The sequence below is a fragment of the Streptomyces sp. NPDC093600 genome, assembly GCF_044764755.1.
GTDB lineage: Bacteria > Actinomycetota > Actinomycetes > Streptomycetales > Streptomycetaceae > Streptomyces.
This window is the reverse complement of record NZ_JBIWIU010000017.1, coordinates 77,003-99,913: the sequence shown is the minus strand read 5'-3', so window position 1 is coordinate 99,913 and position 22,911 is coordinate 77,003. Positions and strand designations below refer to the sequence as shown.

Here is a 22,911-nt window from a genome sequence, read left to right as displayed (position 1 = left end):
GGCCGGTTCGGAGGTCTCCTCCGGGCCGGCCCTTGTCGTGTTCTCGGTCCCTCGTACGGGTCCTGGTGCCTGAACCGCCTCGTCGTCAGGCGGCGGTCGTCACCTGCCCCACCCTCAGCGGGCGGTGCGGGGCGATGATCTGCCCGTCCGGCAGCAGTTCACCGGTGTCCTCGAAGAGCAGGACCCCGTTGCACAGCAGGCTCCAGCCCTGCTCCGGGTGGTGCGCCATGAGGCGGGCCGCCTCCCGGTCGGCGGAGTCGGCGGTGGGACAGGCTGGCTGGTGCTGGCACATGGGTGGGTTCTTTCGCTGCGTCGTGATGAGTGTCGTCCTGCGGCTCGATGCGGTGCTCATGGCCGCCCCCCGTTGTCGGTTCGGTTGGTCCAGTGTTCCCCTACGGACGTCGATCCGCAGGGATTTCGCGGCAGCTCTTCCTACTGCATGAAGACGTATCACTCTCGCGGGCGGTTCAGCTCAACTGGGCGGTCACTTCGGGTGGTTCGGAGTAGCACCAAAGGGCTAGTCCGTACGGGGGGAGTCGTTCGACGAAGGTGTTCGACCTGGTCCGGACGGAATTCCGCCCCGCGACCGGGCCGGCCGCGGGGCGGGGAGGGGGGACGGATCAGGCCGGCGCCGGCGTGCCGAACAGCGGCGGCGGCGCCAGGCGCAGGGTGAGGACGGGCAGCAGGTCGGCGACCCGGTGCGGGCGATGGGCGGCGATTCCCGGCGGCGCGGGGGCGAGCGGGACCAGCAGGTCGGTGGGTGCGGGCGGGCCCGAGGCGCCGTCGGCCTCGGTGTCGCCGTGCAGCCAGAGCGTCAGCATGTACAGCTCCGGTATGGACAGCAGCCGGGGCTGGTACGGCGTGGGCAGGGCGTCGGCCTGGAGCAGCGCGCGTTCCGTGGCGGTGACGTACGGCCCTTCGAAGAAATGCGAGAACGACCAGCCGTCGGGGGTGAGCATGGTGTCCGCGGCGGCGACGGCCCTGTCGGTGCCCCGGATGAGGAAGCGCCAGCCGGCGAGCCGGGTGCGCGGAGCCTGTCCCGGGGGGACGACCTGGTCCCGTACGTCGAGGACGTGTACGGGCAGCGGGAGTTCGGGGCTCAGCGGGCCCTGGGCGGTTCGGAGGGCGGGCGTTCGCGCCTCGCGGACGGCGGTGGGGGAACCGAGGGCCGCGAGGACACTGCGCAGGGCCGGCGCAGGGGCCGGTGAGGGTCGGAGCATGGTGGGTCGCCTCTCGCTCAGGAGACACGGTGACGCGTGGGCAGGTACGACGGCGCTGTCAGCTGCCGGGCCGGAAGGGGGGCCAGGAGGCCATGGCCGGGCGCCAACACTCTGCCTCGTTCGCGGAGTTTATACGAGAGGTGTTCACACAGTGTTTCCGCTAGCGCTCGCCGATATTACAAGCAAGGTCCTATCCGGTCCTTTTCGTGCGGCGATTCGGCGGCTTCCCGGTGGGTTCCTAGGCGCCGGCCTGCGGCGTTGTTCCCGCTGCGGACGGCCGGATATCGATCCCATGGTTCCGACAATTATGTCGATGGAATATGTCTCTGATCGGTGCCTCGGGGATGTGCCGGACGGGAATCTCTTCAGCCTATCGGTCCACGGGGTTGTCGCGCAGGCGTTATGGATCAGTAGGCTGGGGCATCATCGTCCGTGACACTCGCGGCCGTCGCCGCGGCCGCCCATGCTGGAGGGACGCTTCGATGGGGGAGAAGGTCGAGACAGACGGGTTCGGCCTGTCTGACCGGCAGCGATATCGCAGGAAGCTCCAGCAGTGCCTCGCGGGGCTCGCGAGGCTTCTGGCGGAGAAGAGGTTCGACCGGCCGCGGAATCTCATGGGTCTGGAGATCGAACTCAATCTCGCCGGGCGCGACGGTATGCCCAGGATGGTCAATCAGCCGGTGCTGGAGCGGATCGCGAGCCCGGATTTCCAGACGGAACTGGGAATGTTCAATCTCGAAGTGAACATCGCCCCGCACCGTCTCGACGGACGGGTATTCGACCGCCTCGGGGAGGAGCTCACCACCAGTCTAGGATATGCCGACCGCAAAGCCCGTGAAGTCGACGCGAGCGTGGTCATGATCGGAATTCTGCCCACGCTCACCCAGGACGACCTCGTCTCCGAGAACCTCTCCTCGGTCGACCGCTACACCCTCCTCAACGACCAGATCGTCGCCGCCAGGGGCGAGGACTTCACCCTCGACATCCACGGCGTGGAGCGGCTGACGTGCACCGCCACGTCGATCGTGCCGGAGGCGGCCTGCACCTCCGTACAGCTGCACCTCCAGGTCACCCCGCAGCGTTTCGCCGCCGTCTGGAACGCGGCGCAGGCCGTGGCCGCGGTCCAGATCGCGGTGGGAGCCAACTCGCCGTTCCTCTTCGGGCGCGAGCTGTGGCGCGAGTCCCGGCCGCCGCTCTTCCAGCAGGCCACGGACACGAGGCCGCCGGAGCTCCAGGCGCAGGGGGTGCGCCCGAGGACCTGGTTCGGGGAGCGGTGGGTGGATTCCGCGTACGACCTCTTCGAGGAGAACCTGCGCTACTTCCCCCCGCTGCTGCCGATCTGCGACGAGGAGGACCCGCTGCTCGTCCTCGACCGGGGCGGGGTGCCGCGGCTGCGCGAGCTCGTGCTGCACAACGGCACCGTCTACCGCTGGAACCGCCCGGTGTACGGCTGGGTGGACGGGGTCCCGCATCTGCGGGTGGAGAACCGCGTCCTGCCGGCCGGGCCGACCGTCACCGACGTCGTCGCCAACGCGGCCTTCTACTACGGCCTGGTGCGGGCGCTGGCCGAGGAGGCCCGGCCGGTGTGGAAGCGGCTGCCGTTCGAGGACGCGGCCGTGAACTTCGAGACCGCGTGCCGCCACGGGATCGACGCGGAGCTGCGCTGGCCGCGGCCCGGCCGGTCGGGCGGGGTGGCGGCGATTCCGGCGGTACGGCTGGTCCTGGACGAGCTGCTGCCGCTGGCCGCGGCAGGCCTCGACGCCTGGCGCGTCGAGCCGGCGGACCGCGACTTCTACCTCGGCGTGATCGAGGAGCGCTGCCGCGGGCGGATCAACGGGGCGTCATGGCAGGCCGACACCTTCCACCGGGCGCTCGACTCCGGCCTCGACCGGGAGGCGGCGCTCGCGGCCACGACCGTGCGTTACGCCGAGCTGATGCGGGCGGGGGAGCCGGTCCACACCTGGCCGGTGGGGATCCCGTAAGGGCCGGGCCCCGCGCGCGGCGGGGCGGCCGACGGTCGGCAGAAGCGGGGGAATGGCGTCCGGCCAGGAGCGTCACGCATGATCTCCGTACCCGGGAAGCGATGGGGAAGTGGAGACAGGTGTGGTGTCGGAGCAACGAGTGGTGGCCGGTTCTCTTCCCCCTGAGGAGCCCTCGCGCAGGATCCTGCGGTCCGAGACGGTGGTCGTGCTCGCGCTCTCGCTCGGAGCGAGCGGGGTCTCGGCCCTCATCAGCTTCATCGGGTCGCTGACCAAGCCGGGAGGGCTGAAGGACCAGGCGGCGACGCTCAACGGCTCGTACGCTCCGGGGCGCCCCTGGCTCGACCTCGCCTGGCAGCTCTTCGGCATCGCCTCGGCGCTCGTGCCGGTCCTCCTCGTCGCACATCTGCTGCTGCGCGAGGGCTCCGGGCTGCGGGCGATCGGCTTCGACCGGACGAGGCCGTGGCCGGATCTCGGGCGGGGCGCGCTGGTGGCGGCAGGGATCGGGAGCGCCGGGCTCGCCTTCTACCTGATCGCGCGAGCGTCGGGGTTCAACCTGACGGTGGTGCCCGAGGCGCTGCCCGAGGTGTGGTGGAAGTACCCGGTACTGATCCTCTCGGCGGTGCAGAACTCCGTCCTGGAGGAGGTCATCGTCGTCGGCTATCTGCTGCGCCGGCTCGACCAGTTGGGATGGTCGCCGGCAGCCGCCCTGGCGGCGAGCTCGGTGCTGCGCGGCTCGTACCACCTCTACCAGGGCGTCGGTGGCTTCGTCGGGAACATGGTGATGGGCGTCGTCTTCGTCTGGCTCTACCGGCGCTGGGGCCGGGTCGGACCGCTCGTCGTGGCCCACGCGCTGCTCGACATCGTGGCCTTCGTGGGATACGGCCTGCTGGCCGGGAAGGTCGACTGGCTGCCCACCCCGTAGGGGGTACGGAACCTAGGGTGCGGGAAGGGGCGTACGGCGGTGGCCGTGCGCCCCTTCGGGGTGTACGGGGTCAGGCGCGCAGCTCGCCTTCGATGACCGTCACGGCGTGGCCGGTCAGAAGGGTGCGGTCGCCGCGCAGCCGGGTGCGGACGAGGCCGGTGCGGGCGCCGCCCTGGAATCCGGTCAGCTCGTCGCGGCCGAAGCGGGCGGACCAGTAGGGGGCGAGCGCCGTGTGGGCGCTGCCGGTGACGGGGTCCTCGTCGATGCCGACGCCGGGGAAGAAGCCGCGGGAGACGAAGTCGTAGCCGCGCTCGGGCCGCTGGGCGGCGGCGGTCACGATGACACCCCGGTCGGAGAGGTGGGCGAGAGCCGCGAAGTCGGGCCTGACCGAGCGCACGGTCTCCTCGTCGCGCAGCTCCACGACCAGATCACCGATGTGGGCGGCGGTGTCGTGGACGGAGACCACCTCGACGCCCAGTGCCTTCTCCAGGCCGTCCGGGACCGGCACGGGCGTCACCGGCGAGGTCGGGAAGTCCATCGTGATGGTGCCGTCCTCCTCGGCCGTGGCGCTGAGGACGCCGCACCGGGCCGCGAACCGGACGGTGCCGGTCGCCGCGCCGGTCGTGTGCAGGACGTGCGCGGTGGCGAGCGTGGCGTGACCGCACATGTCGACCTCGGTGGTCGGGGTGAACCAGCGCAGCGCCCAGTCGGCCTCGCCGCCCGCCGGGAGGGGGTGGGCGAAGGCGGTCTCGGAGAGGTTGACCTCCGCGGCCACCTTCTGGAGCCAGTGGTCGTCCGGGAAGGAGTCGAGCAGCAGGACCCCCGCCGGATTGCCGGAGAAGGGTCGGTCGGTGAAGGCGTCGACGATTCGAATCCGCATGCCCCGGAACGTACCGCCGGTGCGAAGCGGCGGGCCAAGGCCAATCGCGGGTGAGTGGACCGGTTGAGCCGTGAGGTGGGACGGAATCCGGCGTGGCTCGCGAACGCGGCCGGCAGTCGCGGACGGCCCGCACTCTCCTTCGGGTGAGTGCGGGCCGTCGCTGCGCCGGCGTGGGTCAGGTCAGCAGCTGGAAGCGGAGCTGATGCGGATCTTGTCGACCACCCAGGAGTTGAACGTGGTGGTGCTGTTGGGCGGGGCGCAGTACGTCCTGCCGTTGGTGAAGCGCGCGTACACCACGTCGTCGCGGCGGGTGTCACCAAATAGTCACCGTTCAGTGGCACCGGAGTTCCGTGGCACCGGACAGCGGCGCGGCCCGGGACCGCTTGGCAAACGAATAGTTCCGATATATCGTTGACGCATCGCGACAGTGCAACGATGTAACCCGACGGAAGGAGCGTTGCGATGCGTACACATGGACACGAGCACGGGCATGGTCATGGGGACTGCGGGCCCGGCCACCGCGGCCGTGGGGAATTCGGGCGCGGTGACTTCGAGCGCCGGCGCGCTGCCTTCGGGCCCTTCGGGCCCGGCTTCGGTGGCGGACCGTTCGGGGGGCCCTTCGGAGGCCGCGGCCGCGGGGGCGGTGGACGGGGGAGGGCCCGGCGCGGAGACGTGCGGGCCTCGATCCTCGCGCTGCTCAAGGACCGTCCGATGCACGGCTACGAAATGATCCGGGAGATCGGTGAGCGCAGCGGCGGGGCGTGGAAGCCCAGCCCCGGCTCCGTCTATCCGACCCTGCAGCTGCTCGAGGACGAGGGGCTGATCGCCAGCGCGAGCGACGGCGGAAAGAAGCTGTTCACGCTCACGGGCGCCGGTCGCGCCGAGGCCGAGTCGGGGCCGGAGGCCCCCTGGGAGGAGGCCGGGCGCGGTGTCGACTGGGACGCCCTGAACGAGATCCGGCAGGCCGGCTTCGGCCTGATGGAGGCGTTCGGGCAGGTCTGGAAGACCGGCAGCCCCGAGCAGCGGCAGAAGGCCGTCGAGGTCATCAACGACGCCCGCAAGAAGATGTATCTGATCCTGGCCGACGAGCACTGAGCGGCCGGGGGGGAGGGGCCTCGCGGCGATCCGCCGCGGGGCCCCTTTCGCGTATGCCGTGAGAGCGTCGGTGCGCCTCTGTGCTCGTCCGGTGCGTGCCGATGCGCGTCAGGTCACCAGGCCCGCCAGCTTGCGCAGCGACTCGTTCAGCGCCGCCGTCGCCGAGTCCTTGAGCTTGCCCGCCATCAAGGAGACCGCCGCGCCCGTGAACTCCCCGTCGATGCGCACGGTCGTCGCGTCACCGTCCGCCGCCAGTGAGTAGCGCGTCCCGACCATGACCCCCATCGGGCCCTTGCCCCGGATGGCCAGCACCCGGGCGGTCTCCAGCTCCTCGACCGTCCATGTCACCTCGGCCGGGAATCCCATCAGCTTCATGTTCTCCGCGAAGGTGGCGCCCGTTTCGAGCGAGGCCGGGCCGCCGTTCGGAAAGTCGGTGTGGGTGGCGTTCCACTCGCCGTACGAGGAGAAGTCCGTCAGCCGTGCCCAGACCTTCTCGGCCGGCGCATCGAGTCGTGCCTCCGCGCTGACTTCGGCCATGCGACCACCCCTTCACGCGTCCACGTTCGCTGGTTGGCATCCGGTGTCGCGGAACGTAGCCGTACGGCCGTGAACATTCAATACTGATGAACCGTCAGTTGCGTGCCAGTTCCTCGACGTCTCCGATCCACCAGATCTGCGCCGAGTCGAACCAGTCGGAGGCCCGGGGCCCGCCGCTCTCGTCGTGGCAGTGGAACGCGGCCCAGAACAGGTCGGCCGGCAGTGCCTCCCGCGGTGCGTACACGCGGTACACGTACTGCCGCCCGTCGAGCGCGAGAAGGGCGACCATCCAGAACATGTACGGGAGACGTTACGGGAGGGGGCTGTGGTTGCGTCCGGGGCGCGAGGCAAGGCGGCGCGCGCCCCGGACACCGAACCGGCGCGATCTCATCCCCGAGAAGGAGGAACCGCTCGGGTACGCACAACTCCGGTGGGACGCGCACATGCTTCTCACCGGGGATGCTCCGGCCGCCGCCGGCTGATGAGGTGGGAGGGTGCAAAGACCCGTCCACCGCGTGCCCCCGCAGTCGCCGATCCGGCGCGCGGAGATGGCCGCCGGCCTCACCGCCGAACTCGCGGCGGTCGTGGCGGGTGCGCGCCGGAGAGCGCTCCGGGACGGCGACCGGCAGATCGACACCGCCCATCTGCTGCACTCGCTCGTCGAGTCCGACCCCGAGGTGGGCGCCGCTTTCGAGGACGCTTCGCAGCGCGCCCGCCTCCTCGGCTATCTGGTTCAGCGCTCCATCGGATACGGGCTGCGCTGGCAGGGCTCGGTCGAGGAGCCCGGCGGCGGACATCTCGTACGGCGGGCAGACCTGGGGGGCGGCACGGCGGAGTGGTCGCCCTCGGCCGCCGCGGCCATGGCGAGCGCCTTCGAGCGGGCCGCGTCGCGCGGTGAGCCGTGCGCCCGTGGCCTGGATCTGCTCGCCGCCATCGCCGCTGATCCGGGCAGCCGGGCCGTCGAGGTGCTCCGCAGGGCACGGGTGGATCCGTGCGCGCTGGGGGACCGGATCGGGGCGCTGTCTCAACAGGTGTAACGGGGGTTACGCACCTGACGCCATCCTGTCATGATGGCCCGATGCACGCGTCTCAGGGGAGAAGCGCCGGCCTGGGACTCGCCCTGGCCTCGGCCTTCGCATTCGGTGGTTCAGGAGTGGCGGCCAAGCCGCTCATCGAGGCGGGACTCGACCCGCTGCATGTCGTATGGCTCCGGGTGACCGGTGCCGCGCTCGTCATGCTGCCCGTCGCCTGGCGCCACCGCGACCTTCTGCGACGCAAGCCCGCGCTGCTCGCCGGCTTCGGCCTCCTCGCCGTCGCCGGTGTCCAAGCCTTCTACTTCGCCTCCCTGTCCCGCATTCCGGTCGGGGTCGCGCTCCTCATCGAGTACCTCGCACCCGCCCTCGTGCTCGGCTGGGTCCGCTTCGTCCAGCGCCGCCCGGTGACCCGCGCCGCCGCTCTCGGCGTCGTCCTCGCCGTCGGCGGACTCGCCTGCGTGGTGCAGATCTGGTCCGGGCTGAGCTTCGACCTGCTCGGGCTGCTCCTCGCCCTCGGCGCCGCCTGCTGCCAGGTCGGCTACTTCGTCCTCTCCGACCAGAGCGGCGACGAGTCGGACCCGGCCGATCCGCTCGGCGTCATCGCCTACGGACTGCTCTTCGGCGCCCTCGTCCTGACCGTCGTCGCCCGCCCGTGGGGCATGGAGTGGTCGGTCCTCGGCGGCACCGCCGACATGAACGGCACCGACGCGCCGGCCTGGCTGCTCCTCGGCTGGATCGTGCTGATCGCCACCGTGCTCGCCTATGTCACCGGAGTCATCTCGGTGCGCAGGCTCTCACCGCAGGTGGCGGGCGTCGTCGCCTGCCTGGAGGCCGTGATCGCGACCGTCCTCGCCTGGGTGCTGCTCGGCGAACACCTCGCGGCCCCGCAGATCCTCGGCGGCGCGGTGGTCCTGGTCGGCGCGTTCATCGCCCAGTCGTCGACACCGAAGGCCGCGTCGCCGGGCCCGGTGGCCGGGACCGGTCCGGCCGGCCGGGAAACGGAGTTGTCGGCCGACCGGGCCTCCCTCTAGGGTCACGATCATGATGAAGACCGTACTTTCGCCGCCGGCCGCCTAGGCGCGGGCGGCACTCTCCCTGACGAAGACCGGGCTCGGGCAGTCCCCGAGCGGGTCCTCGCTGCCCCCGTGCGCAGTCGAGCGACCACATCACCCGTCTTCACACGGAGAAGCACGTGTCGAAATCTCCCTCCTCCGCTCTCACTTTCGCGGACGCGTCCGCGTCTGGGGCCCGGTCCGCTTCTGGGGCCCCGGCTGCGGCCGCGCCCGCCGTCGGGCGGAGCCTCCTCTGTCTCGCCGTCGCCGGAATCGCCTGGGGCACGGCCGGTGCCGCCGCCTCGCTGATCTTCCGGGGCAGCGACCTGGGGCCGCTCGCCCTGTCCTTCTGGCGCTCGGCCGGCGGCCTGGTTCTGCTGCTCGGGGCGCTGGCCCTGCGGCCTCGGCGCGCCGGAGTCCGGCCGACCGAGCCCCGCAGCCGGCGGCTGATCCGCATCCTCGGTACGGGGATCTCCATGGGCGTCTTCCAGGGCGCCTACTTCGCCGCCGTCGAGGCGACCGGCCTCGCGGTCGGCACCCTGGTCACGCTGGGCGCGGGGCCGGTCCTGATCGCCGTCGGCGCCCGGCTGACCCTCGGCGAACGGCTCGGGCGCGGCGGGATCGCCGCCGTCGCCGGGGCGCTCGCCGGGCTCGCCGTCCTGGTCCTGGGCGGCGACGGCGGTGGCGTCCGGCCGCTGGGCGTGGCCTTCGCGCTCCTTTCGGCGGCCGGGTACTCGGCGGTCACCCTGCTCACCCGGTGGCGGGGGCGGGACGGCGGGCCGTCGGACGCCCTGTCGACGACCGCGTGGGCCTTCGCGATCGGAGCGGCCGGGCTGCTGCCGGCCGCGATCGTCGAGGGGCTCGTGCCGCACACGGCCGAGCCGCTGCGGGTGCTGGGCCTGCTGGTGTACGTGGCGGCCGTCCCGACGGCGCTGGCGTACGCGCTCTACTTCACCGGAGCGGCCGCCGTCCGCGCCGCGACGGTCTCCGTGATCATGCTCCTGGAGCCGGTGAGCGCGTCGCTGATCGCGGTCACGGCCCTCGGTGAGCGACTCACCGCCGCCACCGTGACGGGCACCCTGCTGCTGCTCGCGGCCGTCGTGGGCCTGTCGGTCTCGGAGAGCCGGACGGCGCCCGCGTCCCGCGAGGAGGTGCGGGGCTAGCTGTATCGACGCGCGGCGGACCGTTCCGGGGCGGGGTCCGGGCCACCCTGCCCGGAACGGTCCGTCCGGGCCACCCGGCCCGGAACGGTCCGTCCGGCGTTCGCCGGGCCCCGCCCGTCACGTCGTGGTGCCGGAGCGGGCGCGGCGGCGGAGTTGGTGGGTGCGGGCCGCCGCGTCGCCGGGGGCGGCGCGGCGCGCGAGACCCTCGGCGATCCGGTTCTGGACCGCCTCCGGCTTGTGGTTCGCGTACTTGAACTTGGCGCGGACGTCCGTCACTTCGAGGCGCAGCACCCGCAGGCCCGACAGCAGCCGTCCGAAGGGCGCCTCGCCGGCCGTGACGGGGGCCGTGCCGCCCTCCGGCTGGAAGTGGGCGACCTGGCGGTCGAGCAGCTCCGCCTTCTCCGCCGGGTCGTCGACCACCCGCGCGGTGCAGCGCAGCTGGACGGCGGCGTAGAAGGACGTGGGGGTGCCGTGCTCGGCCGGGGTCCCCTCGGGGGCCGCCCAGGGGCCGGGAACGAACACATAGTCGTCCACCACGCTCAACAGGACCGTCGGGTTCTCCTCCAGCGCCGCCCACATCGGGTTCGGGCGGGCGAGGTGGGCGATCACCTGCCCGTACCGGCCCGGCTCGGAGTCGTAGCGGAAGTGCATCGGCTGCACCCACGGCGGTTCGCCGGGCAGGCCGTTGACCGCGAGCTGGCCGAAGTCGTGGCCGCTCAGCCAGGAGCGCCACTCGTCGTCGTCCTGAACGGAGTCCCAGGGATGGATCAGCATGGCGCGGCCCTCAGCCGAGGGAGAGGTAGTCGGGCAGGGCGATCACCGGATCGAGGTCGTCGGACGGGATCGGGGTGCCGTAGGCCGGGCGTACGGGGATCACACCGGCCCAGTGGGGGAGCGTGAGGTCCTCGGGCTCGTCGTTGGGGCCGCCGGTGCGGACCTTGGCGGAGACCTGGTCGAGGTCGAGACGGAGGACGGCCGTGGCGGCGAGCTCCTTGGCGTCGGCCGGGCGCGCGTCGTGGGAGCGGCCGGGGACGACATGGTCGACCAGGGCGTCCAGCGCGGTGCGCCGTTCCTCGGGGTCGGTCACCTGGTGGGCGGTGCCGTGGACCATGACGGAGCGGTAGTTGATCGAGTGGTGGAAGGCGGACCGGGCCAGGACCAGGCCGTCGACATGGGTGACGGTGAGGCAGACGGGCAGCCCGGCGGTCTCGGCGCCCTTGCCCGCCATGCGCAATGGGCGGGAGCCGGTCGAACCGTGGACATAGAGGCGTTCACCGATCCGGCCGTACAGGGTCGGCAGCACGACCGGGGCGCCGTCGCGGACGAAGCCGAGGTGGCAGACGTACGCCTCGTCGAGTATCGAGTGCACCAGGGCGCGGTCGTACGAGGCACGGTCGCGTCCCCGCGTGGGGAAGGTCCGCTCGGTCCGCTCGTAGGTGTCCGTCATTGCGCTCTCCATTGCACTAGTGCATAATGTGGTTTGTGCTAGGAGAGTATCGGATCGAAGGTCGTCGCGCATCGGAGATTGCCGCGAGCGTGGAGCGGGGAGTGGCCACGGGTGCGCTGGAACCAGGGCAACTGATCCCTCCCATGCGAGAGTTGGCCGGCAGCCTCGGGGTGAACGCCAATACGGTCGCGGCCGCGTACCGCATCCTGCGCGAGCGCGGGGTGATCGAGACGGACGGCCGGCGCGGCAGCCGGGTGCGGCCCAGGCCCGCGACCACGGCTCGCGGGTCCATCCGCGTGGAGTCACCGGCCGGTGTCCGGGACGCGGGCAAGGGCAACCCGGACCCCGCGCTGCTGCCGGCGCTGGGGCCCGCGCTCGCGGAGGCGGCCCGCCAGGCGGCCGAGCGGCCCAGGCTGTACGGCGAGGCGCCGGTCGACGAGGAGTTCGCCCGGCTCGCGCGGGCCGCGCTGGACGCGGACGGGGTGCCCGACGGGCCGATCGCCGTCACATCGGGGTCGCTCGACGCCATCGAGCGGGTCCTCGCCGTCCACCTCAGGCCGGGGGACGGGGTCGCCGTCGAGGACCCCGGGTGGGGGAGTCTGCTCGACCTGGTTCCGGCGCTCGGGCTGCGTCCGGTGCCGGTCGCGGTCGACGACGAGGGGCCGCTGCCGGACGACATGGCGCGGGCGCTGCGGCAAGGGGCGCGGGCCGTGATCGTCACCGCTCGGGCGCAGAACCCGACCGGCGCGGCGGTGACCGCGCGCCGCGCCGAGGAGCTGCGGCGCCTCCTCGGCGCCCACCCGGACGTGCTGCTCATCGAGGACGACCACGGCCACGGCATCGTCGACCTTCCGCTGCACCCGTTGGCCGGTGCGACCGACCGCTGGGCGATGGTCCGCTCGGTCGCCAAGGCGTACGGACCGGATCTGCGGATCGCCACGCTGACCGGGGACGCGGAGACCGTCGACCGGGTGCTGGGGCGCCAACAGCTCGGGCCCGGCTGGGTCAGTGGACTGCTCCAGAGCGCCGTCGCACATCTGTGGGCCACCGGCGCCGTGGACGCGGCGGCCGTCGCGGGCTCCTACGCCCGGCGGCGCGACGGGCTCGTGCGCGCCCTTGGACGACGCGGGGTCGAGGCGCACGGGCGCAGCGGAATGAACGTGTGGGTGCCGGTCGCCGACGAGACGGGAGCCGTGGCGCGGCTCCTCGGCGCGGGCTGGGCGGTGGCTCCGGGAGCCCGCTTCCGGATGAACGCCGGGCCGGCCGTCCGGCTGACCGTCTCCGGCCTGACCATGGACGACATCGAGCCCCTGGCCGACGCCGTCGCCGCCGCGGCGGGACCGGCGCCGGCGCGGAGTTACGGCTGAGGCGGGGAGAAGGCCGGGCTGTCCTCCGGGCGGGCAGGCCGTCCTCACGGGCGGCCCGTCGTGGTGCCCGAGGTGCATGCCACGGGCGAGGGGGAGGGGTGGTCTGCGGGCGTCGGCACGGGCGGCTCCGTGACGACGGGTTCTGCCGGAACCGGGCCTGCCGGGGCGGGGCCGTTGGCGGGGCCGTGCGGGCCGGAGGACCCGGCCGCGGCCGCCGTACCCGCGGCTGCCGTACCGGCGACCGCCGTACCCGTGCTGGCCGGGCTCGTCGCCGACCGGCGGCGAGGGCCGCGTGTCTGGGTGAGGGCGGCGCCGGCGAGGACGATGACGGCGCCGATCGGGGTGTTCCACGTCAGCTGTTCGTCCAGGAGCGCGACGCCCGCCGTCGTGGCGATGACGGGGATGAAGTACGTGACCATCGAGGCCGTCGTCGGGCCCACCTCGGCCACGACCCCGTACTGCAGCAGCATCGCGTACCCCGTGCCCAGCGCCCCCAGCGCGATCACGGCGAGCAGCGGAACGATCTCGACGGACGCCGGAAGCGTGGTGAACAGCGGGGTGACCACGGCCAGTTGCAGTGTCGCAAGGCCCACCTGGGAACCCGCGAGGGAGAGATGGGAGGCGCCGGTCCCCGCCAGCGTGCGGCGGACGTAGATCCAGCCCACCGCGTAACTGAACGAGGCGAGCAGCGCCATCGCCGTGCCCGAGACATCGAGGCCGGAGAAACCCTGCCAGGCGCCGAGCACCGTCAGGACCCCGATGAAACCGATGCCCAGACCCGCCGCGCGCACCCGCGTCGGGCGGTCCTCGGAGAGCGCCACCAGGGACAGCGCCATGCCCCACAGGGGCGTCGTCGCGTTGCAGATGCCCGCGAGGGTCGACGGGATCGTCAGCTCGGAGTAGGCGAAGAGCGAGAACGGGAGCGCGTTGAGGAGGAACGCGGCGACCGTGAGATGGAGCCATGTGCGGGCACCTCGCGGCAGCCGCTCACGCTTGATCGCCATGACGGTGGCGAGCACCGCCGTACCGAACAGCAGCCGCCCGAACGTCACTTGGAAGGGGGCGAACCCTTCCGTACCGACCTTGATGAGCAGAAAGCTGAAGCCCCAGATCAGGGCGAGGATGCCGAAGCGGACGCGCCAGTCCAGCGTGCGGCGAGGGTGGTGGGCGGCGGGAAGGAGGGCCCGGGACGGGGCGGCGGAGCTCATGCCGTACAGACTGACCGCTCCGATCTCGTAGAACAAGCGAGATTATTTGGACCTCATGCCTTAGCATCGCTTACATGTTGAATCTGGAGCGCCTGCGGACCCTGGACGCCGTCGCGCGGCACGGCTCGGTCAGCGGCGCGGCCGACGGTCTGCATGTCACCACCTCGGCCGTCTCGCAGCAGCTGTCCAAGCTGGAGCGCGAGATCGGCCAGCAGCTGCTCGCGAAGAACGGACGGGGTGTGCGGCTCACCGACGCCGGACTGCTCCTCGCCGAGCACGCCGCGCGGATCCTCTCCCAGGTGGAGCTCGCCCAGTCCGACATCGAGGCCCAGCGCGGCCAGGTCGTCGGCGAGGTGCGGATCGCCGCGTTCCCCACGGCCGCCCGCGGGCTGTTCCCCGGTACGCTCCGCGCGCTGCGCGCCGCCCACCCCGAACTGCGGGTGCGTACCAGTGAGATGGAACCGGAGCAGGGCATTCGGGAGGTGCTCCGGGGCGATGCCGACCTCGCGATCGTGCTCGACTGGAGCAACAAGCGGGCTCCGGTCCCCGGCGGACTGGAGCGGGTCCATCTTCTCGACGACGCCGCCGACGTCGCCCTGCCCGTCGATCATCCGCTGGCCGGACGCGCGGAGGTGGACCTGGAGGACTTCGGCGACGAGGACTGGGTGTCCTGGCCGGAGGGCGAGTTCTGCCACGACTGGCTGATATTCACCCTGCGCTCGCAGGGCATCGAGCCGCGCATCACCCACTGCGCCGGGGAGCACCACACCCAGCTCGTGCTGATCGCCGCGGGGCTCGGCGTCTGCCTGACCCCCCGCCTCGGGCGCGGCCGCGCCCCGGACGGCGTGGCTTTCGTGCCTGTACGGCAGAAGGTGCGGCGGCACATCTACGCGACCTGGCGCACGGACGCCGCCCGGCGGCCGTCGATCCGGGCCGCGGTGGAGGCGCTGCGGGAGGCGGGCGCCTCGCTGAGCAGCTGAGTACGCGAGCAACCGAGTACGTGAACGGCTGAGTACGTGAACGGCTGAGTACGTGAACGGCTGAGTGCGTGGGCGACTGGGCGGCGTACGAGAGTGGTGGGTGCTGCGAACGGCCCGCGGCCGGACCGCGCCCGACCGTCCTCGCCGGGTTCCTTCAGAGGTGCGCCAGCTTGCGGAAGTCCCAGGAGGCGATCGCGGTCGGAGTCAGCTTGAGCCACGCGTGCAGACCGTCGTGCGGCATGGACGCCAGGCCGAAGTACTTGGCCGCGAAGAGCCGCTCCGGGACGTCGAGCTCGGGGCAGGGCTCGCCCGTGCGCGGGGCTTCGCCGACGAAGACGGCGGTACCCGACAGTTCGGCGCCGCGCAGCTCCCCGTACTCCTCGCCGTCGTCCACCACCACCGCGATCCGGGGGTCGGCGCGCAGCTGCGTCCAGCGGCGGCTGCGGGTGATCGAGTACAGCCAGAGCGAGGTGCCGTCCCAGACGAACCAGAGCGCGCCGACATGCGGCCGGCCGTCGGCGGAGACGGTCGCGACCCGGCAGGTGCGCTGCTCGGTGAGGAAGGTGTCCAGCTCGGCCGGGGTCATCATGATCCGGCGCCCCCGGCGCTGCGTCACGGCCATCGTCCGCCCCCTTCAATTGTTCTGATGATGTGTCAGAAAGAATGGAGGCTCTTCCTTCCACGGGCAAGGGTGGCTAGCCTCGCCCGCCCGGGGCGGCGCCCGATCGCACCGGCACGGAGGGGGAGACATGACCGGCGCCGCTCAGTGGAAACAGCTGCGGGAGCAGCTCGCACCGGCCGGCACGGTGCTGCTCACCGTCGAGTGCCAGCAGGGTGTGGTCGGCCGGGACGGCGCACTGCCCGAACTCGCCGCCGCGGCCCGGTCTTCGGGGGCGCTCCGGAACGTCGCGCGGCTGGTCGCGGCCGCGCACGAGGCCGACGTGCAGGTGCTGCACGCGGTCGCCGAGCGCCGGCCCGACGGGCGGGGCGCCAACCGCAACGCCCGGCTCTTCCGCGCCGCCGCCCGGCTTCCCGTGCAGCAGTACAGCGGCAGCACGGCGGTACGGATCGCCGCACCGATCGAGGTCGCGGACGAGGACCTCGTCGTACGACGGCTGCACGGGCTTTCGCCCATGGCCGGGACCGATGTCGACCCGCTACTGCGCAACCTCGGCTGCCGCACCCTGGTCGTGACCGGAGTCTCGGCCAACGTCGCCATCCCCAACGCGGTCTTCGACGCCGTCAACCTCGGCTACACCGTGGTCGTGCCCGCTGACGCCATCGCGGGGGTGCCGGCCGACTACACCCCCGCGATGATCCGCCATACGCTCGCGCTCGTCTCCACCATCGCCACCACCGAGGAGGTGCTGCGCTGCTGGAGGAGCCCGGGGCGCGTCACGCCAGGGTGATCGCGTCCCCCTCGACCTTGATCGGTGTGGGAGGCAGCGGAGAGGTCGCGGGTCCGCCCTTCACGCTGCCGTCCGACACGTCGAAGAGGCTCTGGTGGCAGGGGCAGGTGATGACCCCGTCGCCGACGCCGCTGACGGCGCAGCCCTGGTGGGTGCACTTCGACGAGAACGCCTTGAACTCGCCGGCGGTCGGCTGCGTGATGACCACCCCCTGATCGGCGAGCACCTTGCCGCCGCCCACCGGGATGTCCGCGGTCCGCGCGAGCGGCGCCCCCGCGCCCTGGGGGGCGTCGGACGTTCCCCCGTCCGGCTTGCCGCCCGTGTCCGCGCCGGCCTTGCCGTCCGAGCCGGCGCCGCACGCGGTGAGTGCCACCACCAGCCCTGCGCCGCCCGCCGCCGAGACCACCGTTCGCCGTGCCACTGTGCTCATGCGCTCCCCTTCGGGTTCCCGTCCGGTCGACACGTCGACCTGTCAGGGGGGAGTACGGGCGAGGGGCTCGGAATGTTCAACGACGGGGTCCACATGTTCAACGAGGGGCTCCGCATGTTCGATGACACCCGTCGAACCGCCGACGTTGCATGGTCATGCGGTTTCATGCATACTTTTGCCATGTCCAAGGTCCTCACCTCCCTTCCGGCCGGCGAGCGCGTCGGCATCGCCTTCTCCGGCGGGCTCGACACCTCCGTCGCCGTCGCCTGGATGCGTGACAAGGGCGCCGTCCCCTGCACGTACACCGCCGACATCGGTCAGTACGACGAGCCCGACATCGCGTCCGTGCCCGGCCGTGCCTCCGCGTACGGCGCCGAGATCACCCGGCTCGTCGACTGCCGTGCCGCACTGGTCGAGGAGGGCCTCGCGGCGCTCGCGTGCGGCGCGTTCCACATCAAGTCCGGCGGCCGCCCGTACTTCAACACCACGCCGCTGGGCCGGGCCGTCACCGGCACGCTGCTGGTGCGGGCCATGCTCGAGGACGGCGTGCAGATCTGGGGCGACGGCTCCACGTTCAAGGGCAACGACATCGAGCGGTTCTACCGGTACGGGCTGCTCGCCAACCCGCACCTGCGGATCTACAAGCCCTGGCTGGACGCCGACTTCGTGAGCGAGCTCGGCGGCCGCAAGGAGATGTCGGAGTGGCTGCTCGCCCACGGGCTGCCGTACCGGGACTCGACGGAGAAGGCGTACTCCACGGACGCCAACATCTGGGGCGCCACGCACGAGGCGAAGACCCTGGAGCACCTCGACACCGGCATCGAGACGGTCGAGCCGATCATGGGTGTGCGGTTCTGGGACCCGTCGGTGGAGATCGCCACGGAGGACGTGACGGTCGGCTTCGACCAGGGCCGCCCGGTCACCATCAACGGCAAGGAGTTCGGCTCCCCGGTCGACCTCGTCATGGAGGCCAACGCCATCGGCGGCCGGCACGGCCTGGGCATGTCCGACCAGATCGAGAACCGGGTGATCGAGGCCAAGAGCCGCGGCATCTACGAGGCGCCGGGCATGGCACTGCTGCACATCGCCTACGAGCGCCTGGTCAACGCGATCCACAACGAGGACACCGTGGCCGCGTACCACAACGAGGGCCGGCGGCTCGGCCGGCTGCTCTACGAGGGCCGCTGGCTGGACCCGCAGGCGCTGATGGTGCGCGAGTCGCTGCAGCGCTGGGTCGGCGCGGCGATCACCGGCGAGGTGACCCTGCGGCTGCGGCGCGGCGAGGACTACTCGATCCTCGACACCCGGGGACCGGCGCTCAGCTACCACCCGGACAAGCTCTCCATGGAGCGGACCGAGGACTCGGCGTTCGGTCCGGTGGACCGCATCGGCCAGCTCACCATGCGGAACCTCGACATCGCGGACTCGCGGGCCCGGCTCGAGCAGTACGTGGGGCTCGGCCTGGTCGGCACCGCCCACCCGACGCCGATCGGCGCCGCGCAGGCGGCGGCGACGGGGCTGATCGGCGCCATGGACCGGGGCGGCGCCGAGGCGATCGCGTCGCGCGGCGCGGCCACGGACGAGGAGACCATGCTGGACCGTGCCGCGATGGAGTCCGGCACGGACTGACGGCGGCCGGCCGTCGGGCGTACACACCTGGGCCGCGGGCCCGGCACATCCGGGCGGTGGGCCCCGGCGGATTCCTTTCCGCCGGGGCCTCCGCTGTGTGCGGGGTCGGTCGGCGGCTGGACGGAGGGCGTCCGGTAGCAGTTGATGACAATCGGCATGTCGCAGATGCGACAATCGTGGCCGTTTGTGATCGTCCTGTCACTGGTCCACGGCAGCTCGGTCAGGAACATGCACGAATCGTCCTCGACCGCGTTGGGCTGGCCATGAACCAGCAACGCCGCGAACACGATGAGTACATCTCCGGTGTGCGGGCCGAGTTCACCGGTACCCGGGGACTGACAGGAGATTTCACGGACGGACATCCGCTCGACGACTGTCCCTGGTGCCGTGAGCTGGCGAAGTCGGAGACCGCGGACGCGCGGCGCCGCACGACCGAGAAGCGGAAACGCACCGTGTAGACGGACATCTCCGGTGTCATCTCCGGTGCCATCTACGGAGCCGAGCCGCTCCCTCGCGTCAGGTGTCGAGGTGCCGGGCGATCTCCAGGGCCAGGCGCAGTTCCAGCGAGTCGCTCGCCGTGGTGGCGGTGGGCAGGAGCTCCTCGGCGCGTCTGACGCGGTAGGTGACGGTGTTGCGGGCCACGTGCAGGCGGTCGGCGGCCGCGCGCAGACCGCGCTCCTCGGCGAGGTAGACACGCAAGGTCTCCCGCAGTTCCCGCACTCTGTCTCCACTGGACGCCAGGGGGCCGAGGACGTCCTGGACGAACCAGTGGGCCTGTTCGGGGTCCGCCGTCGCCAGGGCCAGCAGACGGACCTCCCGGAAGTCGCACAGCCACTGCCCCGACTGCCCCGAGCCGCGTGCGACGCGCTCTGCCTGGAGGGCTCCCAGGTGGCTTCGGCGCATGCCCTGCGGGCCGGCACCGGGCGAGCCGAGGGCCGCCCGCACGCCGTGCGCCCGGCCGGGACCGGCCCGCAGGCGCTCCGCCCGGCCGGGGAAGTCGGCGGAGTCCTCGTCGGTGAGGGCGAACCAGACCCAGGCGCTCACGCTGTCGGCGGGGATCAGCAGCATGCCGGCCGCTTCCATGGTGCGTGTCATCGCCATGGCCGTCCGGTGCAGTCGCTCCGCCACGGGCGTCCGGCCGTCGGCGTCGTCGCACCACAGGACGGCGGCGAGGTGGGTGCGTGAGATGTCGTAGCGCAGACGCCGGGCCGCCGTCACCGCGTCCACCGGACGTCCGGCGAGGACGTCGTCGACGATCGCGCGGCGGGCGGCCTCGTCGCTGCCGCGCCAGCGGTCGCGTTCGGCGATGTACTCCTCGGCCATCATGCTCGCGTGGCTGTCGGCGTAGGTGAACAGCAGGTCGTTGACCCGGCGCACCTCCGCCAGGCGCTGGTCGGCCGGCACGTGCTCCTCGATCGCCGCGGCCAGGTCGTGCGCCAGCCGCGCGTGGCCGAGCCGTACGCCCCGCAGCACCTGGGCGAGAGGGATACCACGGCGGGCGAACTCGCGGCACCCCGCCAGCGTCTCGTCGGTCAGCTCCGAGATACCGCGCGGGGACTCCGAGAGGAGCAGCCGCAGAGCGGCCAGGACGGCCGACTCGGTGGAGCGCCGCAGGGTGGCCACGGGGCCATGGCCGCCGCCGTGCTCCGGGACCTGCTCCAGGATCTCCGCGGCGATGGCCTCGGCGGTCTGGACCGCCCACCGGGCCGGGCCCGTGCCCAGGAGTTCGACCGCACCGGCGATGGCCGCCGACGGCATCGCCGGGTCGACCGCCCCATCGGGGTCCGGCCGGAGCCGCTGGAGCCACTGTCGCGTCATGAACCGTGCCCTCGGGTGGTGGAGTGGTCGGGTGCGTACCCGCGCGTGCCCCGTCCTTCAAGCATGACAAGCCGCTCGCCGGCCCGGCCCAGCCCCCGCCCGGCCGGCTCACCGGACGGGCGAGGCGGGGGAGAGCCCGTCGCGGAGGGCGCTCACCAGGGCGGGCACGTCCTCCATGTGCGCCGCCGCGCCGAAGACGTAGTGATCAGGGCGCAGCAGCAGGGCCCCCAGCCCGGCCTGGGCCAGGTGGGGAAGATACGTGCCGTCCAGGTCCACGACATCCCCCGGGCCGTCGGCCGTCGGGTCGTCGGTGATCCTCAGCAGACGCATCCCGACCAGCTCGCACCACGCGGCCGTGTCGGAGTCCAGCACACGGCCCGGGTCCTCGACCGCCAGCAGGGTGAACCCCGTACCCACCGCCTGGTCGAACAAGCCCGTACGACCGCGGAAACGCACCCGGCCCTGACGGCCGAGTTCCCCGGCCGGTTCCGCCGGGCTGCCGTCCGCCCGGCGCACGAGGAGACCACCCGTGAGCGTCTGCGGCGGCATGCCCGCCAGGGGATCGCGGCGAGCCCGCTGGTCGGCGAGCATCCGCGCGTCGCGCTCGGCGGCCGCCGCCGGGTCCGGCTCGCAGATGATCCGGCCCAGGTGCACCGAGAGCTCGATGGCGTGCCGCAGGTGCTGGGAGCGTTCGGTGGTGTAGGTGTCCAGCAGCGCCTCGTCGGCGTGGCCGGACAGGACGAGATCGAGCTTCCAGCCGAGGTTGGCGGCGTCCCGGATGCCCGAGCACATGCCCTGTCCGGCGAACGGGGGCATCTGGTGGGCGGCGTCACCGGCGAGCAGCAGCCGGCCTTCGCGCCAGGTGTCCGCCCAGCGGGCCTGGAAGGTGTAGACGGTGTGCCGCTCCAGGGTGGCGTTGCCGGGGTGCACGTCCCACGGTTCGAGCAGCCTCCACGCCGTCTCCGCCCGGCTGAGCTCGTCGACCGTCTCACCGGGCAGCCGCATGAACTCCCACCGCCGCCGGCCGGGGCCTCCCGACACGACCGTGCTGGGCCGCGCCGGGTCACACACCTGGAGGTTACGGGGGGACCACACCCGGTCCCGGTCGTGCGGGACGACGTCGAGGACGAGCCAGTCGTACCGGAAACCGAGGTCCGTCATCGCCGTCCGCATGCGCGAGCGTACGAAGCTGTTGGCGCCGTCACAGCCGACGACGTACGCGGCCCGCCATGTGCGGTGCTCCCGTTCGCCGTTGCGGAGCAGCGGCCGGTCACCGGCGCTCTCGGCCACGGTCAGCGCGACGCCTGCGGGCTCCTCGGTCAGGTCCACGGCCTCCCAGCCGCGCAGGACGTCGATGCCGGGCAGGGCGCGGGCCCGTTCCTCCAGGGCGGCTTCGAGGCAGGGCTGGGTGAAGACGCTCATGAACGGCCAGCCGGAGTGGCCGGTGTCGTCGAAGGCGAGGCGGAGCAGGGTCCGGCCCTCGCCGTTGCGCCACTCGTAGTCCTCGGCGGGCTCGCTGAGGGCCGGCAGGACGTCGGCCAGCCCGAGTGAGGCGAGGACGCGGGCGATCTCGTGGTCGAAGACCACGGCGCGCGGCAGCGGGTATGGCCGCGGCCAGCGTTCGACCACACCGACGCGGCGGCCGCGCACGGCCAGTTGGATGGCGGTGGTGAGCCCGACGGGCCCCGCGCCGACGACCAGAACGTCGTATGGGTACGTCACGCCCGTGTCCGTGGTTGTGTCTGTGCTCGTGTCGTGCTCGGTGCGCATGGTGTCCCGTACTCCCGTCAGCCGGCGTCGTGGGCGCCGGTCATGAGAGCGGCGAGGTCTTCGGGGTGGAGGAAGGACGGAGGCACGGGCGGGCCCCAGCTGTAGAGCGCGCGGACGTCCTCCCACACGCGCGGCGTCCACAGCTGGTCGTCGACGATGCAGTCCATGTCGGCGAAGTACTCGGAGAAGTTGCCGGCCGGGTCCTTGAGGTACCAGAAGAAGTTGGAGCCCAGGTGGTGGCGGCCCAACCCCCACACATGCCGCTCGGGGTGGCCCTCCAGCATGCGGGTGGCGCCGCGGCCGACCTCGTCCACGTCGTCCACCTGCCAGGAGGAGTGGTGCAGGAACGCGATCGGGGCTCGCTGGACGAGGACGTTGTGGTGGTCGGTGGAGCAGCGCAGGAACGCCGCGCCGGGCACCAGGTCACTGGCCTTGAAGCCGAGTCCCTCGGTGAAGAACCGCTGGGACGCCTCCTGGTCCGTCGACCCGAGGACGACGTGGCCGAGCCGGCGCGGACGGACGGCGCCCTCACGCAGCACGCCGGGGGCGCGCACGTCGGGGCGTTCGGCTCGACCGGGCGCGTTGTACGGGACGGGGGCGGGGGCGGGCTGGACGGTACGGGGCTGGACCTCGACGGTGACGGTGACCTCGGTGCCGCTGTCCACGGTGCGCAGGGAGTGCGCGTCGCGGATGAACGGCACCTCCAGCCGGTCCAGGGCCGCGCCGATCCGGCCCAGGTCGTCGGCGTCGTCGGTGCCGACGACCAGCTCCTCCAGGCGGCGACGGCGGGCGTGGACGATCTTCAGCTGCTCGCCGCCGTCGGTGGAGGCGAAGCGTCCGTCACCCAGGGGGGTGAGGCCGAAGTCGGCGTAGTAGGCCGAGGTCGCGTCGACGTCGGGGACGCCCATGGTGATGCGGGCGAGACGGTGCAGAGGCATGGCGGGCTCCTCGAGAAAACGAATGGTGGG

The 22,911-nt window shown here is 72.3% G+C and carries 23 protein-coding genes; 10 read left to right on the top strand and 13 right to left on the bottom strand.

The features are described from left to right. Positions 1 to 85: 85 nt before the first annotated feature. Together ACIRB4_RS29835 and ACIRB4_RS29830 are read right to left on the bottom strand one after the other, a co-directional pair. Positions 86 to 292, bottom strand: coding sequence for a DUF5999 family protein (locus ACIRB4_RS29835; protein ID WP_356886323.1), 207 nt, complete (start codon positions 290 to 292; stop codon positions 86 to 88). A gap of 328 nt (positions 293 to 620) precedes the next feature. Beyond that, entirely contained in the window at positions 621 to 1,220 is a 600-nt protein-coding gene (locus tag ACIRB4_RS29830) for a hypothetical protein (protein ID WP_403295518.1), read from the bottom strand. 482 nt (positions 1,221 to 1,702) lie between these two features. Between ACIRB4_RS29830 and ACIRB4_RS29825 the strand changes: the two genes are divergently transcribed. Both ACIRB4_RS29825 and ACIRB4_RS29820 read left to right on the top strand, forming a co-directional pair. Next, positions 1,703 to 3,202 (top strand): glutamate-cysteine ligase family protein, encoded by a 1,500-nt coding sequence (locus tag ACIRB4_RS29825; RefSeq protein WP_403295517.1) that lies wholly within the window; start codon positions 1,703 to 1,705, stop codon positions 3,200 to 3,202. Between the two features lie 142 nt (positions 3,203 to 3,344). After that, complete coding sequence (locus ACIRB4_RS29820; RefSeq protein ID WP_403295540.1) at positions 3,345 to 4,124, top strand: CPBP family intramembrane glutamic endopeptidase; 780 nt, start codon at positions 3,345 to 3,347, stop codon at positions 4,122 to 4,124. Between the two features lie 70 nt (positions 4,125 to 4,194). Here the strand turns inward: ACIRB4_RS29820 and ACIRB4_RS29815 are convergent, their stop codons facing one another. Further along, the gene (locus ACIRB4_RS29815) at positions 4,195 to 5,004 is read right to left on the bottom strand and encodes a PhzF family phenazine biosynthesis protein (protein ID WP_403295515.1); all 810 of its coding nucleotides are present in this window, start codon (positions 5,002 to 5,004) and stop codon (positions 4,195 to 4,197) included. 462 nt (positions 5,005 to 5,466) lie between these two features. Here ACIRB4_RS29815 and ACIRB4_RS29810 point away from each other — a divergent pair, with 462 nt between their 5' ends. Next, positions 5,467 to 6,099, top strand: coding sequence for a PadR family transcriptional regulator (locus ACIRB4_RS29810; RefSeq protein WP_403295514.1), 633 nt, complete (start codon positions 5,467 to 5,469; stop codon positions 6,097 to 6,099). Between the two features lie 108 nt (positions 6,100 to 6,207). On the opposite strand, the gene ACIRB4_RS29805 is transcribed toward ACIRB4_RS29810, so the two are convergent. Together ACIRB4_RS29805 and ACIRB4_RS29800 are read right to left on the bottom strand one after the other, a co-directional pair. Continuing rightward, positions 6,208 to 6,636, bottom strand: a complete 429-nt coding sequence (locus tag ACIRB4_RS29805; protein WP_403295512.1) for an SRPBCC family protein — start codon at positions 6,634 to 6,636, stop codon at positions 6,208 to 6,210. Positions 6,637 to 6,730: 94 nt separating this feature from the next. Continuing rightward, positions 6,731 to 6,934 (bottom strand): hypothetical protein, encoded by a 204-nt coding sequence (locus ACIRB4_RS29800; protein WP_403295511.1) that lies wholly within the window; start codon positions 6,932 to 6,934, stop codon positions 6,731 to 6,733. Between the two features lie 196 nt (positions 6,935 to 7,130). On the opposite strand from ACIRB4_RS29800, the gene ACIRB4_RS29795 reads away from it, so the two are divergent. From ACIRB4_RS29795 to ACIRB4_RS29785, 3 genes are all read left to right on the top strand, one after another. Beyond that, positions 7,131 to 7,673, top strand: coding sequence for a Clp protease N-terminal domain-containing protein (locus ACIRB4_RS29795; protein WP_403295509.1), 543 nt, complete (start codon positions 7,131 to 7,133; stop codon positions 7,671 to 7,673). A gap of 41 nt (positions 7,674 to 7,714) precedes the next feature. Beyond that, the gene (locus tag ACIRB4_RS29790) at positions 7,715 to 8,701 is read left to right on the top strand and encodes an EamA family transporter (RefSeq protein WP_403295508.1); all 987 of its coding nucleotides are present in this window, start codon (positions 7,715 to 7,717) and stop codon (positions 8,699 to 8,701) included. A gap of 161 nt (positions 8,702 to 8,862) precedes the next feature. Further along, positions 8,863 to 9,885: a DMT family transporter gene (locus ACIRB4_RS29785; protein WP_403295506.1), complete on the top strand. Its 1,023-nt coding sequence runs from the start codon at positions 8,863 to 8,865 to the stop codon at positions 9,883 to 9,885. A 117-nt stretch (positions 9,886 to 10,002) separates the two neighbouring features. Here ACIRB4_RS29785 and ACIRB4_RS29780 read toward each other — a convergent pair whose 3' ends face one another. Beyond that, positions 10,003 to 10,659 carry an FMN-binding negative transcriptional regulator gene (locus tag ACIRB4_RS29780; protein WP_403295504.1) on the bottom strand — a complete coding sequence of 219 codons (657 nt, stop codon included), beginning with the start codon at positions 10,657 to 10,659 and terminating at the stop codon, positions 10,003 to 10,005. A gap of 10 nt (positions 10,660 to 10,669) precedes the next feature. Next, positions 10,670 to 11,332 carry a pyridoxamine 5'-phosphate oxidase family protein gene (locus ACIRB4_RS29775; RefSeq protein ID WP_403295502.1) on the bottom strand — a complete coding sequence of 221 codons (663 nt, stop codon included), beginning with the start codon at positions 11,330 to 11,332 and terminating at the stop codon, positions 10,670 to 10,672. Positions 11,333 to 11,367: 35 nt separating this feature from the next. On the opposite strand from ACIRB4_RS29775, the gene ACIRB4_RS29770 reads away from it, so the two are divergent. After that, positions 11,368 to 12,699, top strand: a complete 1,332-nt coding sequence (locus ACIRB4_RS29770; RefSeq protein WP_403295500.1) for an aminotransferase class I/II-fold pyridoxal phosphate-dependent enzyme — start codon at positions 11,368 to 11,370, stop codon at positions 12,697 to 12,699. Positions 12,700 to 12,743: 44 nt separating this feature from the next. On the opposite strand, the gene ACIRB4_RS29765 is transcribed toward ACIRB4_RS29770, so the two are convergent. After that, the gene (locus ACIRB4_RS29765) at positions 12,744 to 13,907 is read right to left on the bottom strand and encodes an EamA family transporter (protein WP_403295498.1); all 1,164 of its coding nucleotides are present in this window, start codon (positions 13,905 to 13,907) and stop codon (positions 12,744 to 12,746) included. Between the two features lie 74 nt (positions 13,908 to 13,981). On the opposite strand from ACIRB4_RS29765, the gene ACIRB4_RS29760 reads away from it, so the two are divergent. Then, entirely contained in the window at positions 13,982 to 14,887 is a 906-nt protein-coding gene (locus tag ACIRB4_RS29760; protein ID WP_403295497.1) for a LysR substrate-binding domain-containing protein, read from the top strand. A 154-nt stretch (positions 14,888 to 15,041) separates the two neighbouring features. On the opposite strand, the gene ACIRB4_RS29755 is transcribed toward ACIRB4_RS29760, so the two are convergent. After that, positions 15,042 to 15,509, bottom strand: a complete 468-nt coding sequence (locus ACIRB4_RS29755; protein ID WP_403295495.1) for a pyridoxamine 5'-phosphate oxidase family protein — start codon at positions 15,507 to 15,509, stop codon at positions 15,042 to 15,044. A gap of 127 nt (positions 15,510 to 15,636) precedes the next feature. On the opposite strand from ACIRB4_RS29755, the gene ACIRB4_RS29750 reads away from it, so the two are divergent. Continuing rightward, positions 15,637 to 16,296 (top strand): cysteine hydrolase, encoded by a 660-nt coding sequence (locus ACIRB4_RS29750; protein ID WP_403295493.1) that lies wholly within the window; start codon positions 15,637 to 15,639, stop codon positions 16,294 to 16,296. On the opposite strand, the gene ACIRB4_RS29745 is transcribed toward ACIRB4_RS29750, so the two are convergent. Continuing rightward, positions 16,283 to 16,726, bottom strand: a complete 444-nt coding sequence (locus tag ACIRB4_RS29745) for a Rieske (2Fe-2S) protein (protein ID WP_403295492.1) — start codon at positions 16,724 to 16,726, stop codon at positions 16,283 to 16,285. The genes ACIRB4_RS29750 and ACIRB4_RS29745 overlap by 14 nt on opposite strands. A 180-nt stretch (positions 16,727 to 16,906) precedes the next feature. Between ACIRB4_RS29745 and argG the strand changes: the two genes are divergently transcribed. After that, a complete protein-coding gene (gene argG, locus ACIRB4_RS29740) occupies positions 16,907 to 18,355 on the top strand; it encodes an argininosuccinate synthase (RefSeq protein ID WP_403295490.1) in 1,449 nt (482 codons plus the stop codon). 516 nt (positions 18,356 to 18,871) lie between these two features. On the opposite strand, the gene ACIRB4_RS29735 is transcribed toward argG, so the two are convergent. From ACIRB4_RS29735 to ACIRB4_RS29725, 3 genes are all read right to left on the bottom strand, one after another. Beyond that, positions 18,872 to 20,173, bottom strand: coding sequence for a PucR family transcriptional regulator (locus tag ACIRB4_RS29735; RefSeq protein ID WP_403295489.1), 1,302 nt, complete (start codon positions 20,171 to 20,173; stop codon positions 18,872 to 18,874). A 108-nt stretch (positions 20,174 to 20,281) separates the two neighbouring features. Then, on the bottom strand, positions 20,282 to 21,895 hold the full coding sequence (locus ACIRB4_RS29730) for a bifunctional 3-(3-hydroxy-phenyl)propionate/3-hydroxycinnamic acid hydroxylase (protein ID WP_403295488.1): 1,614 nt from the start codon (positions 21,893 to 21,895) through the stop codon (positions 20,282 to 20,284). 65 nt (positions 21,896 to 21,960) lie between these two features. After that, positions 21,961 to 22,881 (bottom strand): VOC family protein, encoded by a 921-nt coding sequence (locus ACIRB4_RS29725; protein ID WP_403295487.1) that lies wholly within the window; start codon positions 22,879 to 22,881, stop codon positions 21,961 to 21,963. Between the last annotated feature and the right edge of the window lie 30 nt (positions 22,882 to 22,911).

Bases quoted from the DNA above. Each gene is read 5' to 3' on its own strand.
- ACIRB4_RS29790 (WP_403295508.1), top strand. From the start codon at position 7,715: ATGCACGCGTCTCAGGGGAGAAGCGCCGGCCTGGGACTCGCCCTGGCC.
- ACIRB4_RS29735 (WP_403295489.1), bottom strand. From the start codon at position 20,173: ATGACGCGACAGTGGCTCCAGCGGCTCCGGCCGGACCCCGATGGGGCG.
- ACIRB4_RS29835 (WP_356886323.1), bottom strand. From the start codon at position 292: ATGTGCCAGCACCAGCCAGCCTGTCCCACCGCCGACTCCGCCGACCGG.
- ACIRB4_RS29780 (WP_403295504.1), bottom strand. From the start codon at position 10,659: ATGCTGATCCATCCCTGGGACTCCGTTCAGGACGACGACGAGTGGCGC.
- ACIRB4_RS29800 (WP_403295511.1), bottom strand. From the start codon at position 6,934: ATGTTCTGGATGGTCGCCCTTCTCGCGCTCGACGGGCGGCAGTACGTG.
- ACIRB4_RS29825 (WP_403295517.1), top strand. From the start codon at position 1,703: ATGGGGGAGAAGGTCGAGACAGACGGGTTCGGCCTGTCTGACCGGCAG.
- ACIRB4_RS29725 (WP_403295487.1), bottom strand. From the start codon at position 22,881: ATGCCTCTGCACCGTCTCGCCCGCATCACCATGGGCGTCCCCGACGTC.
- ACIRB4_RS29760 (WP_403295497.1), top strand. From the start codon at position 13,982: ATGTTGAATCTGGAGCGCCTGCGGACCCTGGACGCCGTCGCGCGGCAC.
- ACIRB4_RS29775 (WP_403295502.1), bottom strand. From the start codon at position 11,332: ATGACGGACACCTACGAGCGGACCGAGCGGACCTTCCCCACGCGGGGA.
- ACIRB4_RS29765 (WP_403295498.1), bottom strand. From the start codon at position 13,907: ATGAGCTCCGCCGCCCCGTCCCGGGCCCTCCTTCCCGCCGCCCACCAC.
- ACIRB4_RS29745 (WP_403295492.1), bottom strand. From the start codon at position 16,726: ATGAGCACAGTGGCACGGCGAACGGTGGTCTCGGCGGCGGGCGGCGCA.
- ACIRB4_RS29815 (WP_403295515.1), bottom strand. From the start codon at position 5,004: ATGCGGATTCGAATCGTCGACGCCTTCACCGACCGACCCTTCTCCGGC.
- argG (WP_403295490.1), top strand. From the start codon at position 16,907: ATGTCCAAGGTCCTCACCTCCCTTCCGGCCGGCGAGCGCGTCGGCATC.
- ACIRB4_RS29810 (WP_403295514.1), top strand. From the start codon at position 5,467: ATGCGTACACATGGACACGAGCACGGGCATGGTCATGGGGACTGCGGG.
- ACIRB4_RS29755 (WP_403295495.1), bottom strand. From the start codon at position 15,509: ATGGCCGTGACGCAGCGCCGGGGGCGCCGGATCATGATGACCCCGGCC.
- ACIRB4_RS29830 (WP_403295518.1), bottom strand. From the start codon at position 1,220: ATGCTCCGACCCTCACCGGCCCCTGCGCCGGCCCTGCGCAGTGTCCTC.
- ACIRB4_RS29750 (WP_403295493.1), top strand. From the start codon at position 15,637: ATGACCGGCGCCGCTCAGTGGAAACAGCTGCGGGAGCAGCTCGCACCG.
- ACIRB4_RS29805 (WP_403295512.1), bottom strand. From the start codon at position 6,636: ATGGCCGAAGTCAGCGCGGAGGCACGACTCGATGCGCCGGCCGAGAAG.